This is a genomic window from Brevundimonas sp. (genome assembly GCF_029945885.1).
In the GTDB taxonomy this organism is placed as follows: domain Bacteria; phylum Pseudomonadota; class Alphaproteobacteria; order Caulobacterales; family Caulobacteraceae; genus Brevundimonas.
Window position 1 is genome coordinate 15216 of record NZ_JAQSDK010000010.1, and the last position, 15836, is coordinate 31051.

Here is a 15836-nt window from a genome sequence, read left to right on the forward strand (position 1 = left end):
GATCAGCCCTCAATCCAGCCGGGCATCCAGCCCTCGTGGATCTCGCGCAGATGGGCCAGGGGGATGCTGAACAGATCGGTCGAGGCGAAGGCATCGCCCCCGGCCTTGCCGACGACCGAGGCGTGCAGGCCGGCCGCGCGCGCGGCGGCGATGATGTCGTCCGGATTGGGGACGGCAACCAGATAACGGGCCTGATCCTCGCCAAACAGGAAGATGTGGGCGTGGGTGGCGCTGGTCGCGTCCAGGGTCACGCCGATGTCAGAGGCCAGGGCCAGGTCGGCCGCGGCCCCGATCAGCCCGCCGTCGGACAGGTCGTGCACACAGGTCAGGCCGCCGGCCTCGATCAGGTCGCGCACGAAGTCGCCGGTCTTGCGTTCCAGCGCCAGGTCGACCGGCGGCGGCGCGCCGTCCTCGCGGCCCAGCACCTCGCGCAGATAGATCGAGGCCCCCAGCTCGCCGACCGTCTCGCCGATCAGCACCAGGGTCTCGCCCTCGGTCATGCCGCCGAAGCCGGTGACCACGTCATAGTTGGTCAGCAGGCCGACCGCTCCCACCGTCGGGGTCGGCGGGATCGCTGCGCCATTGGTCTCGTTATAGAGGCTGACGTTGCCGCTCACGACCGGGAAGTCCAGCACCCGGCAGGCCTCGGCCATGCCGTCGATGGCGCGGACGATCTGGCCCATGATCTCGGGCCGCTGCGGATTGCCGAAATTGAGGTTGTCGGTGATGGCGATCGGCTGTGAGCCGACGGCGGTCAGGTTGCGCCAGGCCTCGGCCACGGCCTGTTTGCCACCCTCGTAGGGGTCGTTCTGGACATAGCGGGGCGTGCAGTCGCTGGTCACGGCCAGACCCTTGTCGGTGCCGTGCACCCGGACCACGCCGGCATCGGCCCCGGTGGCCGAGTCCTGCAGGGTGTCGGCCATCACGTGACGGTCGTACTGCTCCCAGATCCAGCGTTTGGAGGCCATGTCGGGGCAGGCGATGACCTTGAGGACCGCATCCTCCCAGTTGACGGGGGCGGGCACGTCGGCCGGGGCGAGGCGGGCATGCAGCTCGGGCTGGACCCAGGGGCGGTCATACAGGGGGGCGTCGTCGAACAGCGGGGCCAGCGGCACGTCGCACACCACCTTGCCGTGGTGGTTCAGCACCAGCCGGCCGGTGTCGGTGGTCTTGCCGATCACGGCGGCGTCCAGACCCCATTTCTCGAAGATGCGGTGGCCGTCGGCCTCGCGGCCCGGCTTCAGCACGGCCAGCATCCGCTCCTGGCTCTCCGACAGCATCATCTCATAGGCCGTCATCCCCTCTTCGCGCTGGGGCACCATGTCCATGTTCAGCTCGACGCCGACGCCACCCTTGCCGGCCATCTCGACCGAGGAACTGGTCAGGCCCGCAGCCCCCATGTCCTGGATGGCGGCGACCGCGCCCGAGGCCATCAGCTCCAGCGTCGCCTCGATCAGCAGTTTTTCGGCGAAGGGGTCGCCGACCTGGACGGTCGGGCGTTTGTCATCGGAATCCGCGTCGAACTCGGCGCTGGCCATGGTCGCGCCGTGGATGCCGTCACGACCGGTCTTGGAACCGAAATAGACCACCGACATGCCGGCGCCCGGCGCGGCCGAATAGAAGATGCTGTCGGCCTTGGCCACGCCCACGCACATGGCGTTGACCAGGATATTGCCGTTGTAGCCGCGGTGGAAATTGGTCTCGCCGCCCACCGTCGGGACGCCGACGCAATTGCCGTAGCCGCCGATGCCGGACACCACGCCCTTGACCAGTCGCTTCGTCTTCTCGTGGCTCGGGTCGCCGAAGCGCAGGGCATTGAGCAGGGCCACCGGTCGCGCGCCCATGGTGAAGACGTCGCGCATGATGCCGCCCACCCCGGTCGCCGCGCCCTGGTAGGGCTCGATATAGGACGGGTGGTTGTGGCTCTCCATCTTGAAGATGCAGGCGTCGCCGTCGTCGATGTCGATGACCCCGGCGTTCTCGCCCGGCCCGCAGATCACGCGCGGTCCGGTGGTCGGGAATTTGCCCAGATGGATCTTCGACGACTTGTACGAGCAGTGCTCGCTCCACATCACCGAGAACACGCCCAGTTCGACGTCATTGGGCTCGCGCCCCAGACGGTCGAGGACGACCTGGTATTCGGCGGGGGACAGGCCGTATTCGGCGGCCAGTTCGGCGGTGGTCTTTTGCGGAGCGCTCATGGAGCGCGCTTCTAGCGACTCGCGGCCGGTGTGTCAGCCTTCACGTCACCGTCGGCTGTTCGGACCGGGGCCGAAGCCGGAACACCAGCACGATGATCCCGACCAGCACGACCAGGGCGGCACCCAGGGCGGTGAAGGCCAGGGGGGCGTTACGGGTCTGTTCGGCGGCGAAGACCCCGATCAGACCCCAGGCCACGGGCAGGCCGTAGGCCAGCAGGCGCAGCCGGGCGGTCACCAGCAGGGCCGTGGCGGCCACGGCTGCCACCGCCACGATCGCCCAGGCCGTCGGCGGCAGGAAGCCGGGCAGGTCACCGTTGCCGGTCACGACCGTCAGCAGGTTGACCGGGGCCGCCACCGTCAGCCAGCCGGCCAGCAGGGCCAGGGGCCAGACGGTCATCCAGCGGTCGCGGTTGCGACGGGACAGGCTGCGAATGGCCTCGGCCTGGGCCAGAAGCGCCCCCAGCAGGACCAGCAGGGCCCCGAAGATCAGGACGATGGTGCTGATTTCCCAGTCGAAGGCCGCGGCCGGGACCCACCAGCCGATGGCCAGCAGGGTGATGACCGAGGGCCAGCCCAGGGCCTTCAGCAGCGGGGTCTCCGGCGTCGCCGGAATGGCCTGGCGCACCGCATAGACCATCAGCCACAGATAGATGATGCCCCAGATGGCGAAGGCGAATCCGGCCACCCGCAGGGTCGCGTCGCTGTCCGCGGCGAACTCGGCCGGGCTCTGGCCCCAGCCCATCAGGACCTGGGCCTGGCCGATGACCACGGCGAACAGGGCGCTGGCGAGGACCAGCAACCGGCGTGTGGCCTCGGCCGAGGTGGGGGCGGTGGTTGGCACGGTCATCTCCGGAAGCGGGGCGGGGAACGGACAGACTACGCATGGAAACAGCAAAGGTTCACGGTCGGGGCGTTTCGCTGCACGCCGTTCGGGAACCCCGGCCGGGTCGTCGGGTTAGACTCCGGCAATCAGGAGACCCGACCATGGCCGATTCCAAACCCGTCTTTGAAACCGACGACGTCGCCGCCAGCCGCGTGCGTGAACAGGGGCTGGGCATCGGTGCCCGCGAACTGGCCGCCCAGCGTGATCCGGGCGACGTTCAGTCGCGCGACGACGAGGATGTCCACGTCGAGCCCGATGATGAGGCGCTGAAGGCGTCCGACGACGCCTGAGGCCCGGGCCGCGTTCGGCCTTTGGCGGGCCCGCACCGGAATTCCCGGTATTGGCCCCGTTCGGCGCATCTAGGCCGGGTCGCCGGGTTTTTCTTCGGTGTCGCTGTCGTTGACCGTGACCAGGACCGTGCCCTCCCACGAGAAGGTGCGGCTGGAATGGTTCTCGGTCCCGGTTGTCCAATTGGACGCGTAGTAGCCGGTTGAGATCGTCGTCGTATTCGTGCCGACATTGATTGCGTCATAGCCGCCCCCGACCCGGTCGCGATCCACGTCGACCAGGATATAGGCCTCGGTCTCACGCGGCCGGAACTGCACGGAATAGACCGGTCCGCGATACAGGAACTCGTCGGCAGCGAAGGCCCGGGTGACCTGACCCTGCGAATCCAGCAGGATGATAGCGGGCGCGAATATCCGAAAGGCCTCCAGTACCCCGCCGACGATCAGGGTCTTGTCTCCCCGGTCTGCGGGCAGGGCATAGACGACATAGGGGGACGTCCCGCCGTCGCTCTTCAGACAGGCGGTCTGGCTGGTGACGACGGTAGAGACCCGGTGGACCGGGCTCTCCTTTTCCGGCGTCAGGCTGATCGCGTCGGCCAGGTTCGGTGCGGCGTCGCAGTCCTGCCGCGCGTATTCGAGCACCGCGGGGGCCGGCGGCACGGCCGTGGCGCAGGCGGCGGTCAGGCCCGCGCCAAGGACGGCACTGACGAGGATCTTGATGTGCATGGTCCGGGCCTCAGCGCAGCAGGCGGGCGGCGGTATCGGCCACCTGGTTCAGGGCATCCTCGATCCCCGCCGCCAGCCGCTCAGGGTTTTCCAGAAGGGCGGCGCGGTTGCGGAATTCATAGTCCGGGTTCGGTGCCAGGGTGACCACGCCCTCGACCGTGTTCAACGGATTATAGACGATCATATTCTCCATCAGGGTCGAGCCGTCGGACACCTTGACCAGCTTGACCTTGGCCCCCACCGTCGGACGGAACGGCTGACCCGCGCCGGCGGACATATAGCCGTACTGGACGATAGCGATATCCAGATAGCCGTCCACGCCCGCCGGGGCTTCGGGATAGGTTTCGAGGAAGTCGCGCTTGGCCCGGTCGGCCCCCGTCAGCGGCGCGGCGGTATAGCCCTGCTGGCCCAAGGCCTCGATGACCCGGGCTTCCAGTGTCGATTCGGCTTCGAAGCCGAGCCCGTCCAGGGCCTCATTGACCGCGCCCTGGCGCTCGGCCTGGATACCGGCATCGACCAGTGCGCCGATCAGGCCGAAATTCCCGCCGACCGAGGCGACCTCATAGGCAATGGCCTTTTCCGGCACGGAATCGTCGATCAGGGCGATGCTCTGGACAGACGCGGTCGAGCGGTCATAGGGCGTGGCCACATAGGGCGAAGCGCAGGCGGCAACGGTCATGGCCATGGCGGCCACAAGCACTCTCTTGAACATTGAAAACTCCCCCGGATTTGCTTGAGGGATGCCCCGGGGTTGTGGTCGTGTCAATCGCCCGGCTGCCGTGAATGAGGCGAAAATGCGCCAGGCTTCAGGCGGCGTCCATAATGCTGCGGAACAGGGTTGCCCCGTCGGCCGAGCCCAGCTCGGCCTCGAAGGCGCGGTCCGGGTGCGGCATCAGGCCCAGCACATTGCCGCGCGCATTCTGGATGCCGGCGATATCGGCGACCGAGCCGTTGGGATTGTCGACATAGCGGAACACGACCTGGCCCTCGCCCTCGATCCGGGCCAGGGTTTCGGCGTCGGCGAAGAAGTTTCCGTCGCCATTGCCCTGGGTCATCACCACCTCGCGCTGACCCTGGTAGCCGGCGGTGAACCGGGTCTGGCCGTTGGTCACGGTCAGGCTGACCGGCTTGCACACATATTTCAGCCCGGCGTTGCGGAGCAGGGCCCCCGGCAACATGCCGGCCTCGCACAGGATCTGGAAGCCGTTGCAGATCCCGACCACGGCCACGCCGTCATCGGCGGCCTTCTTCACGGCCTGCATCACCGGCGACATGGCCGCCATGGCCCCGCAGCGCAGATAGTCGCCATAGGAGAAGCCGCCCGGCAGGACGATCAGGTCCAGCCCCTCGGGCAGGGTGGTTTCCTGGTGCCAGACCATCTCGACCCGCTCGCCGGTCGAGCGTTCGATCGCGACCTTGCAGTCGCGGTCACAGTTGGAACCCGGGAAGACGATGACAGCTGCGCTCATGGCGCGGCCCTGTAGCAGCGTTTGCGGCTCATGTCAGGGTCTGGTGCCCTCGGGCGTCTCGCGCCGCACCGCGGCGAGAAAGTCCGTCATCCTCGCCACACGGGGTACGGCCATCTCACGGGCCGCCGGAGTCTTCAGGCGCGGCGGAATGTCGATCGCGAATCGCTCGATCCGCCCCAGCGCCTGGTCGTAGTCCGGCCGGTCGCCGGTGGCGGCCAGCAGGCGCGCCGCCCCGAGCCCGCCGAGGAAGTCCAACGCGTCGGCGTCGTGCAGGACTACGGCCTCGGGCCCATCAGGCTCCCTGTCGTACATATGGCCGAGGATCGCGGCGCGCACGGCCGGGAATTTCTCCATCGGGAAGCCGGCCTCGGTCAGGAAGGGTTCGGCCAGTTCGACCGAGCGGACGGCATGGTCGACGCCGGGGCTGGCGAAGGGGGCGATTCCGCCCCAGTCGTGCAGGAATGCGGCGGCGAACAGTACATCCGGGTCGACCGTCAGACCTTCCGTCCGGGCCAGCGCCATCCCCAGCACATAGTTGCGTTCCGAGTGACGCCAGCCCCAGCCCGGGTGCAGGAAACTATCGTGCGCCTGTTGGTACACGGCGCGCCGCCACGGACTGTCCAGCGGGATGCCGGCGGGCGTTGCGGCGGCCGACGTGACAGCCGCGCCGTCCTGCCTCGCCGATGCCGTCGCCGGGATCAACAGCAGCGCCCCGGCTGTGATGGCCAGAATAGTGGTCTTCATGCCGACCGCCCGACGAAACGCCGGCTCAGCCATGGTTCTCATACGTCGCGGTCAGCGAGGCCTTCGCCAGCGTATGGAAATGCAGGTTGAAGCCGAACACCGCGCCGGAATTGTCGGGTGTCACGTCCAGATGCGGTACGTCGACGGCGAAGACGGTGAAGATATAGCGGTGCGGCCCGTGGCCGGGAGGCGGGGCGGCCCCGCCGAATCCGGGGGTCCCGAAATCCGTGCGGCCCTCGACCGCGCCCCGCGGCAGGCCGCCGGACGAGGCGTCCTCCAGCAGCTCCGTGACGTCCGCCGGGATGTTGGCCACGGTCCAGTGCCAGAAGCCCGAACCGGTCGGGGCGTCGGGGTCATAGCAGGTGACCGCATAGCTGCGCGTGCCCGCGGGGGCACCCGACCAGCGCAGGTGGGGCGAGCTGTTGCCCCTGGCCTGGACCTGGGCGTCCGGCAGGGTTCCGCCGTCCGTCAGGTCGTTGGAAGTGAGGGTGAAGGTCATCCGATGTCCCCGTCGCTGATCGTCGTCCGATCCTAACGCACCCGTGGCCCTAATGTCCCTGTCGTGTCGCCGCCTCGGTGAAGGCGCCGCTGTCCATCAGGCCGCCGCCCAGGGCGACGGCAAAGATCAGCACACAAACCAGCACAAAGGCCGCGACCGAGAACTGGATCAGCCGTTTCACGCGATTTCGACGCGGTAGCTTTCGATCACGGTATTGGCCAGCAGGGTGTCGCACATCTTCTTGACCTCGGCCTCGGCGTCCGCCGCGTCGGCCAGGTCGAATTCGATCATCTTGCCGACCCGGGCGTTACTGACGCCGGTCCAGCCGAGGCCGTGCAGGGCCTGCTCGACGGCCTTGCCCTGGACGTCGAGCACGCCGGGCTTGAGGTACACATGAACCCTGACCTTCGCCATCAGTGCAGTCCTCCCTGAATCACGGTGGGCATATCCTTCATGATGCCCAGCCGTTTGGCCACTTCGGTATAGCTTTCGATGACATTGCCCAGGTCGCGGCGGAAGCGGTCCTTGTCCAGCTTCTCGCCGGTGGCGGTGTCCCACAGGCGGCACGAATCGGGGCTGATCTCGTCGGCCAGGATGACCCGGGCGAAATCATTCTCCCAGACGCGGCCGAACTCGATCTTGAAGTCGATCAGGGTGATGCCGACCGCGCCGAACATGCCCGACAGATAGTCGTTGACCCGCACGGTCATGGCCAGGATGTCGTCCAGCTCCTGGGTCGTGGCCCAGTTGAAGGCGGTGATATGCTCCTCGGTGACCATCGGGTCGTTGAGCTCATCCTTCTTGTAATAGAATTCGATGATCGAGCGGGGCAGGGGCGTACCCTCCTCGATGCCGAGGCGCTGGCTCATCGAGCCGGCCACGATATTGCGGCACACGACCTCCAGCGGAATGATCTCGACCTCGCGGATCAGCTGCTCGCGCAGGTTCAGCCGTTTGATGAAATGGTTGGTGACGCCGATTCCGTTCAGCCGGCTCATGATGAACTCGCTGATGCGGTTGTTGATCACGCCCTTGCCTTCCAGCTGGGCCTTTTTCTCGCCGTTGAAGGCGGTCGCGTCATCCTTGAAATACTGGATCAGCGTGCCGGGCTCGGGACCCTCGTAGAGGATCTTGGCCTTGCCCTCGTAGATTTTCTTGCGCTTGGAATTCATGGTCGTGTCCCGGCGGGGAGGGATAAAAACCTGTCCGGAAACAAAAATCGCGCGGCCAGAACCTTGGTCTGGGCGGCGCGAGAACGGAATCGGGCGGGCGGGAAGATAAGGCGCGCGGACACTAGCGGAACGCGGCCTGTGATACAAACGACAGTCCCGGTCGTGGCGGAGCAGGAACCGCCATGCGTGCGGTTGCGTTCAGCGGGGAGCGGTCTATAGACCTCCGCGACTGCGGGCCTGCTGACGCTCGCGATTGGAGCTTCTGAACGCCTATGACGACCTTTGATGATCGGGAAGCCGGATTCGAGTCCAAGTTCGCGCTCGATCAGGATCAGGAATTCAGGGCCATGGCCCGCCGCAACAAGCTGCTGGGCCTGTGGGCTGCCGAGAAGATGGGCCTGTCCGCCGAAAGCGGCGAACAATACGCCAATGCCGTCGTGCGCGCCGATTTCGACCAGCCGGGCGAAGAGGACGTGTTCCGCAAGATCGCCGGCGACTTCAAGGGCTCCGGCATGTCCGTTTCCGAGGGCGAGATTCGCTCCAAGATGGACGAGCTGGCCTCGATCGCCCGCGACCAGATCCGCACCGGCGAATAAGGGCCTGGCCGGGCGGCCATGCCGCCCCGCGATCCCGTCGACATCAAAAGGGCCGCTCCAGTGATGGAGCGGCCCTTTTTGCCGGATGACGATCAGGGGGCGGGCCGCCATCCGGCCTCCGATGCGCCCGTCGGGACGCGCCGGAAGATCTAGGGCATCAGCACCGTGTCGATCACATGGACCATGCCGTTCGACTGGGCGACGTCGGCCTGGGTGATGGTCGAGGTCCCGCCCTTGGCGTCGGTGATGACCCAGGTACCGTTGGGGCCGGCCGAGACCTTGAGGGATTCGCCCTGCACGGTGGTCAGGGTCGCCGTACCGCCATTGGCCGTGGCCTGGGCGGCGATGTCCGCGGCGGTCAGGCGGCCGGGCACCACGTGATAGGTCAGGATCCTGGTCAGGTCGGCCTTGCCGGCCGGGGCCATCAGGCTGCCCAGCGTCTCTGCAGGTACCTTGGCGAAGGCGGCATTGTCCGGGGCGAACACGGTGTAGGGGCCGGGACCGCTCAGGGTTTCGGCCAGACCGGCGGCCTGGACGGCGGCGACCAGGGTCGTCAGGGTGGCGGCCTTGGCGGCATTGGCGACGATGGTGTCGCTCGGACTCATCGCGGCCCCGCCGACCATCGGCTCGGCTGCGGCGGGGGCCATGGCGTCGGCGGGGGCGGCGGCCGGGGCTTCGGCGGGCTTGTTGCAGGCCGTCAGGGCCAGCAGGGCGGCCAGCGAAACGCCGGCGAGGATGGTGGGGCGGGTCAAGGTCATCGAATCTCTCCTGAGGTGTCGCGCTGCGGCGACGACACAGACAGCTACTGTCGGGAGCGGAAAAGGATGCAGCCGTGACCTGACTCAGGGCGCGACATCCTGACGCTCCCCTTCGACCCGGCCGGTGATGAACGGGCCCAGCCGGGCCCAGGCCAGGGCCTTCTCCGCCAGGGGCCGGGCGTGGGCCGGGCTGGATGACGGCAGGTCGATCAGCGTCAGGCCGTCGGCGGCTCCGGCCAGGGTCCGCCGCCCGCTTCGTGCCGCCGTCGCCCCGTTGAAGGCCACGGCCCGCAGGGTCGGCAGGGTGGCGATCAGGCCGGACAGGTCGGCGAATTCCGGGTCGCGGATTGCCGCGTCCAGACTGCCGGCGCGGTGCGCGGTGGTGATCACGTCCCACAGGCCGATCCCGGCGGCCTTCAGGGCTTCCAGCCGCTGTGGATAGGCCAGGTCGACCAGGTCGCGGCCGATCAGCCCGCCGGTCAGCCGCCAGAAGCCGTTGCGGGGATGGGCATAGTACTGGGCGGCGGCGAGGGAGGCGTCGCCCGGCAGGCTGCCGAGAATCAGCAGCCGGGTGCGGGCGTCGACGACCGGGGCGAATCCGGTCCGTCGCCCCGCCGGCTCATCGGGCGGCGGGACCGGCATTTCTCAGCCAGCCGACGACCGACAGCCGCGTCCCGCGGGCATAGGCGGCGACCGGCGCGACCGAATGCAGCTGCGGTACCCGGAACAGGGTCAAGGCGTTCCAGCGCGGGGCATGGCCGCGCGTTACGTCGCCGGCCTCATCATGGAACAGCAGCTGGCCGCCCCAGTCGGGCCGCCACTCACGCGTCAGACCCAGCGTATAGGCGGTCAGCCGGTCGCTGACCTCGCTGCCGACGTCATTGTGCAGGCCGATGAAGTCGCCGGGCCGGTAGCGGGTCACCTGGCCGTCGGCCTTCACCACGGCGGGCTGGCCGGTCACCGTGGCCCCGAAGCGGACGAACTCCTGGTTCAGCCATTCGGTCAGGCCGTGGATCGCATGGCCGGGGTCGCGCCCGGCCAGATAGGCGCTGATCAGCGGATAGCTCAGATACATGAAGCCATAGGCACCGCCCGCCCGTGCCAGCATGGCCTTCAGTCGCTCGCGCAGCATCGGCTCGCCGGCGGCGGCGATCTGGGCCCGGGTCAGGACGGCGGGGCGACCGTCCTCGCCCTCGAAGGCCAGGTCCCAGTCGAGGCCGGTTTCCAGCAGGGTGGCCAGGGCTTCCGCCACCTCGGGCTCGAACACATCGGCGATCTGGACGAAGCCGTCGCGGGCATAGGCGCGCGCGGCGGCCTCGACATCGATCGCCGGATTGAGTCGCAGCGCCAGCCCGGCCATCAGTCGGCCCCGAACACCCGGGCGAACACCGTATCGACGTGTTTGGTGTGATAGCCGATGTCGAACAGGGCCTCGAGCTGGGCCTCGGGCAGGGTGACGCGCGCGTCCGCCTTGAGGAAGTCCAGGAACCGGCCCTCGCCGCGCCAGACCTTCATCGCGTTCTCCTGCACCGCCGCATAGGCGTCCTCGCGCGACACGCCGGCCTGGGTCAGGGCCAGCATGACCCGCTGCGAATGCACCAGCCCGCCCAGCAGGTTCAGGTTCTTCTCCATATTGGCCGGATAGACGTTCAACCGTTCGACCACCCCCGCCAGACGATGCAGGGCGAAGTCCAGATGGATGGTGGCGTCGGGGCCGATGCCGCGCTCGACCGACGAGTGGCTGATATCCCGCTCATGCCACAGGGCGACATTCTCCATCGCCGGCACGACGGCCGAACGCACCAGACGGGCCAGGCCGGTCAGGTTCTCGGTCAGGATCGGGTTGCGCTTGTGCGGCATGGCCGACGAGCCCTTCTGGCCCTTGTCGAAGAATTCCTCGGCCTCCAGCACCTCGGTGCGCTGCAGGTGGCGGATTTCGATCGCCAGCCGTTCGACCGACGAGGCGACCACGCCCAGGGTGGCGAAGAAGGCGGCGTGGCGGTCGCGCGGAATCACCTGGGTCGAGACCGGCTCGACGGACAGCCCCATCTTCTCGGCGACATAGGCCTCAACCGCCGGGTCGACATTGGCGAAGGTGCCGACGGCACCCGAAATGGCGCAGGTGGCGATCTCCTCCCTGGCGGTCAGCAGGCGACGCCTGGCCCGCTGGAACTCGGCATGATAGCCGGCCAGCTTCAGGCCGAAGGTCACCGGCTCGGCGTGGATGCCGTGGCTGCGTCCGACGCACGGCGTGAATTTGTGTTCCTTGGCGCGTTTTTCCAGCGCCGCCAGCACCCGGTCGACGCCCTCGACCAGCAGGTCCGAGGCCCGGGCCAGCTGCACCGAGAAACAGGTGTCCAGCACATCCGATGAGGTCATGCCCTGGTGCAGGAAACGGGCTTCCTCGCCGACGATCTCGGACACATGGGTCAGGAAGGCGATGACGTCATGTTTGGTGGTGCGTTCGATCTCGTCGATGCGGTCGGCGTCGAACACCACGTCCTTGCCCTTGGCCCAGATGGCCTCGGCGGCACTGGTCGGGATGGTGCCCAGTTCGGCCATCCGCGTGGCGGCATGGGCCTCGATCTCGAACCAGATCCGGTATTTGGTCTCTTGCGACCAGATGGCGACGGCGTCGGGGCGGGAATAACGAATGATCATGGGGCGGTCGTGTCGGTCCAAGCCCCGCGCGAGTCAAGGCATGGGCCGGTCGGCGGCTTGCATCGCAACCGGGCCCGGGTCAGGACAGGGCCGTGTCCGGCAGGAGAGAGCGTGTCATGGAACTGATCATCGGCCCCAGGCTGTATTCGACCTGGTCCCTGCGCCCCTGGCTGGTGCTGAAGCGCTGCAAGGCTGACTTCACCGTGCGCGAGATCGACATCTATTCCCCTGCAGGCCAGGCCGAGCTGGAACAGGTCTCGCCGTCGCGTCTGGTGCCCCTGCTGAAGGTCGAGGGCGAGACGATCTGGGATTCCATGGCCATTTCGGTCTGGTGCGCCGAACGCTACCCCGAAGCGAATCTGTGGCCCGCCGATGCCCACGCCCGCTGGCTGGCCCGTTCGGCGGCCTGCGAGATGCACGGTGGCTTCATGGCCCTGCGCACCGACTGCGGCATGGGGCCGGACCATACGATGGTCGGTCCTGATCGCGCCCCGGCCCCCACCGGCGAGGCCGTGGCCCGCGACCTGCGTCGCCTCGTCGATCTGTGGTCCGGCATGCGGACCCGGTTCGGCGCGGCCGGGCCGTTTCTGTTCGGTGACTGGTCGGTGCCCGACGCCTTCTTCACCCCGGTGGCCACCCGTATCCGCCACTATCAGATCGACCTGGCGGCCCACGGTGACAGCGACGGCCTCGCCCGGGCCTATGTCGAGGCCCTGCTGGCGCAGCCCGACCTCGCGACCTGGGCGGCTGATGCGCTTAAGCCGGATTAACCGCGCGCGGGAACCGAGATTTAACCGAACGACGTTAGTTTGATGCCTGCGCCGGACCCCGTCGGCGCAGGAGACCGGCATGACTGTCCCGACCACACCAGCCCCGGCCCCGACCGCGCGCCCCGGCCTGCTGGTCTATGGCCTGCTGATGATGGTCGCCTGCTGCCTGCCGGCCCTGCTGCTCACCAGTCTGTTCTGAGGCCGGTGGTCCGTCGACCTCAGCGCCCGCCATCGAGCGACGGGGCCTGGGCGATCTCGACCGGTGCCGGCGGCGGCGCGACATAGTCCAGGCTGATCGGCACCCGGGTCGCGCCCGAGGCGACCGCGTCGAGGGTGTTCAACGGTGCGCCCAGCATCCGCTGGTAGATCCAGTAGGCGGCGACGACCTTTTCGACATAGTCCCGCGCCTGCGGCACATCGATCGTCTCGATCAGCAACAGCGGATCGGCGTCCTGGCCCAGTTTGCGGATCGCCCCCAGCATCGGTCCCGGGCCCGCGTTGTACGAGGCGGCCGCGCGCAGCAGGTCGCCCTGCAGGGCCGACATCTGCAGCATCCGGTTGATATAGGCCTGACCCAGCTTCAGGTTCACCGCCGGCTGGAACAGGCGTTGCGGCTCGGTGACGAAACCCCGGTCGCCGGCCAGTTCGGCGGCGGTGGTCGGCATCACCTGCATCATGCCGTAGGCCCCGGCCCCTGAGCGGGCTTCGGCATTGAAGCCGGTCTCCTTGCGCGCGATCGCATAGACCAGCGCCCGCTCGATGGTGAAGCCGCCCTCCGGTTCCAGCACCGGCATCGGATAGCGGCGGGCGTCGATCCGTTCGGCCTCGTCATTCGACCCGGTGACGCGCGGACCCAGGGCCCGGGCCAGCCCGATCCACAGGCGACGGGCCGCGTCACTGACGGCGCTGTGCAGGCCGCCACGCAGTTCATTCTGGGCGTCGGTGCTGCGGCCGATCTCGAAATAGGCCACGGTGCGGCGGGCCCGTTCGTCCGACTGGATGAAGGCGTCCAATTCGTCGACCTCGACCCCGATCGGCTCGTCATTGCGGCTGATCGCGGCCTGCAGCGTCCCCTCATAGGGGCGGGGCCCAAGGTTCTCGATCACCGGCTCCTCGCCCAGCTGCCGCAGGGCGATCTGGCCGTAGAAGGTCGCCGGCCAGCGGCTGCCCATTCTCAGGAAATGCTGCACCCGGTCCTGCTGACCAGCCTGAGCGGCCGATTTGGCGCTCCAGACGGCGGCTCCGGCCCGCACCCAGGCGTCCTCGGTCGGGTCATTGGCGACGCGCTCGAAGGCCCGCAGGGCCCGGCCGAACTCGGCCTGGCGATAGGTTGCCAGGCCGACGATCCACCAGTCGCCGATCTGCTCCCCGATCGTGATCGCCCCGGGCAGGTCGTTGGCATTGTAGGCGATCCGGGCGGCCTTCATCGGGTCGCCGGACGCCCGGCCGCCGTCGGCCGTGACGATACTGTCCCAGCTGCGCTCGCTGACGCTCCGCGGGCGTTTCGGCTCGGGCGCGCCGTCCGGGCGGCGTCGCAGGGCCAGGTCATAGGCGCGGGGCGCGTCCGGCAGGTCGGAAAACTCCTCCAGCCAGGCGCACAGGTCTTCATAGGTGGCGACATAGTCGCGGTGAAACAGCCGCTCGAACTCGACCTGTCCCACCAGCACATGGTCCTGGGCCTGACGCGCCGAGGCGCGGGCCAGGTCCAGATCACCGCGACGCAGGGCGTCGAAAGCGGTGGTGTAGCTCAGGCGGTCCGCCGAACTCAGCGTGCTGGGGGTGTTGCGGGGTTCATCCGCCGCCGCATTCGAGGTCGTGGCCGCGGCGGAAAGGGCGAAAACCAGCGCGGGCGCAAGGAGTGCACGGCAGAAACGATACATGTCTGGCGGCCCCCCTGGCTGGCGTGGCGCGGTGCGTCCCGAAACGGACCCGTGACACACCCGTGTTCGGTGATCAGGCAACAACGGTGCCAGACCCTGCATCGGGATCAACCGTGTCCGCTTTTTGGGGCGATATTGAGTCAGGCGGCGGACGAAGAGCCGTCCAGCCGGGCCGTCAGGGCCAGCAGATCGGCCCAGACCTGCCGCTTGGCCTGGGGCTGGCGCAGCAGAAAGGCCGGATGCAGGGTCGGCATGACCGGGACGGAAAAACCGCCCTCGGGCAGGTGCCAGTCCTTCCATTGCCCGCGCAGCCGCATGATGCCCTCGTCGCTGCCCAGCACCGACCGCGCCGCCGCCGCCCCGACCAGCAGGACCACCTTCGGCCGCATCAGGTCGCAGACCCGATCGACGAACGGCGCGCAGACCGCCTGTTCCTGCGGGGTCGGACTGCGGTTGCCGGGCGGCTTCCAGTAGACGGTGTTGGTGATGAAGACCCGGTCGGTCAGACCGGCCGCCGCCAGCATCCGGTCCAGCAGCCGGCCTGCCTGGCCGACGAAGGGCGCGCCCTGGGCATCCTCCTCGGTGCCGGGGCCCTCGCCGATGATCAGGACCGGGGCGGCAGGGTCGCCGCGGGCGAAGACCGACTGTGTCGCGCCGGTTCCGCTCAGCGGGCAGCCCTCGAACCCGGCGATGGCCGTGGCCAGGGCCTCCATGGATTCAGCGGCGGCGGCCAGGTGGCGGGCCTCGGTTCGCGCCTCGTTCGTATGCGGCCGGGCCACGACCGCGGCGGTGGCCCGGACCACCGCCTTCAGGGCCGGCGGAGGCTGCACATGGGTCCGGTCGACCGCGGCCTCCTCGAAACAGGCGTCGACCCCCGCATCGCGCCAGAAGGCGAGCAGGCTTTCGGTCGCGGCGGTGTCTCGGGGTGCAGGGGTCATCGGTTCCGACAGGGATAAGCCTTGACCGCCCCCGCGTCACGTTCCGATAAGACGGGGATTACAGAAATGACCGGGAACAGAGCGTAATGGCCGAGCAAGCGATCGAGGGCGGTGCCGTCAACACGGCGCAGGAAGCCATCATCGACAACCTGCCCCCGCTGGAGGCCCTGACCGGCGTCGAGCGCGAGGTCATGGAGTATGACGTCGTCATCGTCGGCGGCGGCCCCGCCGGCCTGTCCGCCGCCATCCGCC

The 15836-nt window shown here is 68.3% G+C and carries 19 protein-coding genes; 3 read left to right on the forward strand and 16 right to left on the reverse strand.

What is annotated here, in order from left to right:
• Positions 1 to 2: 2 nt before the first annotated feature.
• Both purL and PSV00_RS06140 read right to left on the reverse strand, forming a co-directional pair.
• Positions 3 to 2201, reverse strand: a complete 2199-nt coding sequence (gene purL, locus PSV00_RS06135; RefSeq protein WP_300445632.1) for a phosphoribosylformylglycinamidine synthase subunit PurL — start codon at positions 2199 to 2201, stop codon at positions 3 to 5.
• A 40-nt stretch (positions 2202 to 2241) separates the two neighbouring features.
• Positions 2242 to 3042 carry a hypothetical protein gene (locus PSV00_RS06140; protein ID WP_300445633.1) on the reverse strand — a complete coding sequence of 267 codons (801 nt, stop codon included), beginning with the start codon at positions 3040 to 3042 and terminating at the stop codon, positions 2242 to 2244.
• 143 nt (positions 3043 to 3185) lie between these two features.
• Between PSV00_RS06140 and PSV00_RS06145 the strand changes: the two genes are divergently transcribed.
• Positions 3186 to 3374, forward strand: a complete 189-nt coding sequence (locus PSV00_RS06145) for a hypothetical protein (protein WP_300445634.1) — start codon at positions 3186 to 3188, stop codon at positions 3372 to 3374.
• Positions 3375 to 3443: 69 nt separating this feature from the next.
• Here the strand turns inward: PSV00_RS06145 and PSV00_RS06150 are convergent, their stop codons facing one another.
• The 8 genes from PSV00_RS06150 to purC form a co-directional block, all read right to left on the reverse strand.
• Positions 3444 to 4097, reverse strand: a complete 654-nt coding sequence (locus tag PSV00_RS06150) for a MalM family protein (RefSeq protein ID WP_300445635.1) — start codon at positions 4095 to 4097, stop codon at positions 3444 to 3446.
• A 10-nt stretch (positions 4098 to 4107) separates the two neighbouring features.
• Positions 4108 to 4809: a hypothetical protein gene (locus PSV00_RS06155; protein ID WP_300445636.1), complete on the reverse strand. Its 702-nt coding sequence runs from the start codon at positions 4807 to 4809 to the stop codon at positions 4108 to 4110.
• 94 nt (positions 4810 to 4903) lie between these two features.
• Positions 4904 to 5566, reverse strand: a complete 663-nt coding sequence (gene purQ, locus PSV00_RS06160) for a phosphoribosylformylglycinamidine synthase subunit PurQ (RefSeq protein WP_300445637.1) — start codon at positions 5564 to 5566, stop codon at positions 4904 to 4906.
• Positions 5567 to 5599: 33 nt separating this feature from the next.
• Positions 5600 to 6310 (reverse strand): HD domain-containing protein, encoded by a 711-nt coding sequence (locus PSV00_RS06165; RefSeq protein ID WP_300445638.1) that lies wholly within the window; start codon positions 6308 to 6310, stop codon positions 5600 to 5602.
• 25 nt (positions 6311 to 6335) lie between these two features.
• Complete coding sequence (locus PSV00_RS06170; protein ID WP_300445639.1) at positions 6336 to 6809, reverse strand: YbhB/YbcL family Raf kinase inhibitor-like protein; 474 nt, start codon at positions 6807 to 6809, stop codon at positions 6336 to 6338.
• 49 nt (positions 6810 to 6858) lie between these two features.
• Positions 6859 to 6990, reverse strand: a complete 132-nt coding sequence (locus tag PSV00_RS06175) for a hypothetical protein (RefSeq protein ID WP_300445640.1) — start codon at positions 6988 to 6990, stop codon at positions 6859 to 6861.
• On the reverse strand, positions 6987 to 7223 hold the full coding sequence (purS, locus tag PSV00_RS06180; RefSeq protein ID WP_300445641.1) for a phosphoribosylformylglycinamidine synthase subunit PurS: 237 nt from the start codon (positions 7221 to 7223) through the stop codon (positions 6987 to 6989). Before purS ends, PSV00_RS06175 begins: the two co-directional genes overlap by 4 nt.
• Positions 7223 to 7981 (reverse strand): phosphoribosylaminoimidazolesuccinocarboxamide synthase, encoded by a 759-nt coding sequence (gene purC, locus PSV00_RS06185; protein WP_300445642.1) that lies wholly within the window; start codon positions 7979 to 7981, stop codon positions 7223 to 7225. The genes purS and purC overlap by 1 nt, the downstream gene beginning before the upstream one ends.
• Before the next feature lie 272 nt (positions 7982 to 8253).
• Here purC and PSV00_RS06190 point away from each other — a divergent pair, with 272 nt between their 5' ends.
• Positions 8254 to 8577, forward strand: coding sequence for a DUF1476 domain-containing protein (locus tag PSV00_RS06190; RefSeq protein ID WP_300445643.1), 324 nt, complete (start codon positions 8254 to 8256; stop codon positions 8575 to 8577).
• Positions 8578 to 8726: 149 nt separating this feature from the next.
• Here the strand turns inward: PSV00_RS06190 and PSV00_RS06195 are convergent, their stop codons facing one another.
• The 4 genes from PSV00_RS06195 to purB form a co-directional block, all read right to left on the reverse strand.
• Positions 8727 to 9335 carry a fasciclin domain-containing protein gene (locus PSV00_RS06195; RefSeq protein WP_300445644.1) on the reverse strand — a complete coding sequence of 203 codons (609 nt, stop codon included), beginning with the start codon at positions 9333 to 9335 and terminating at the stop codon, positions 8727 to 8729.
• A gap of 84 nt (positions 9336 to 9419) precedes the next feature.
• Positions 9420 to 9977 (reverse strand): DNA-deoxyinosine glycosylase, encoded by a 558-nt coding sequence (locus PSV00_RS06200; protein ID WP_300445645.1) that lies wholly within the window; start codon positions 9975 to 9977, stop codon positions 9420 to 9422.
• Positions 9955 to 10695: a 2OG-Fe(II) oxygenase family protein gene (locus PSV00_RS06205; protein WP_300445646.1), complete on the reverse strand. Its 741-nt coding sequence runs from the start codon at positions 10693 to 10695 to the stop codon at positions 9955 to 9957. Before PSV00_RS06205 ends, PSV00_RS06200 begins: the two co-directional genes overlap by 23 nt.
• Positions 10695 to 11996 (reverse strand): adenylosuccinate lyase, encoded by a 1302-nt coding sequence (gene purB, locus PSV00_RS06210; RefSeq protein WP_300445647.1) that lies wholly within the window; start codon positions 11994 to 11996, stop codon positions 10695 to 10697. The genes PSV00_RS06205 and purB overlap by 1 nt, the downstream gene beginning before the upstream one ends.
• A 116-nt stretch (positions 11997 to 12112) precedes the next feature.
• Between purB and PSV00_RS06215 the strand changes: the two genes are divergently transcribed.
• Entirely contained in the window at positions 12113 to 12766 is a 654-nt protein-coding gene (locus PSV00_RS06215) for a glutathione S-transferase (RefSeq protein ID WP_300445648.1), read from the forward strand.
• A 218-nt stretch (positions 12767 to 12984) separates the two neighbouring features.
• Here PSV00_RS06215 and PSV00_RS06220 read toward each other — a convergent pair whose 3' ends face one another.
• Entirely contained in the window at positions 12985 to 14646 is a 1662-nt protein-coding gene (locus PSV00_RS06220) for a lytic transglycosylase domain-containing protein (RefSeq protein WP_300445649.1), read from the reverse strand.
• Positions 14647 to 14786: 140 nt separating this feature from the next.
• Entirely contained in the window at positions 14787 to 15584 is a 798-nt protein-coding gene (locus PSV00_RS06225; RefSeq protein WP_300445650.1) for a uracil-DNA glycosylase, read from the reverse strand.
• Between the last annotated feature and the right edge of the window lie 252 nt (positions 15585 to 15836).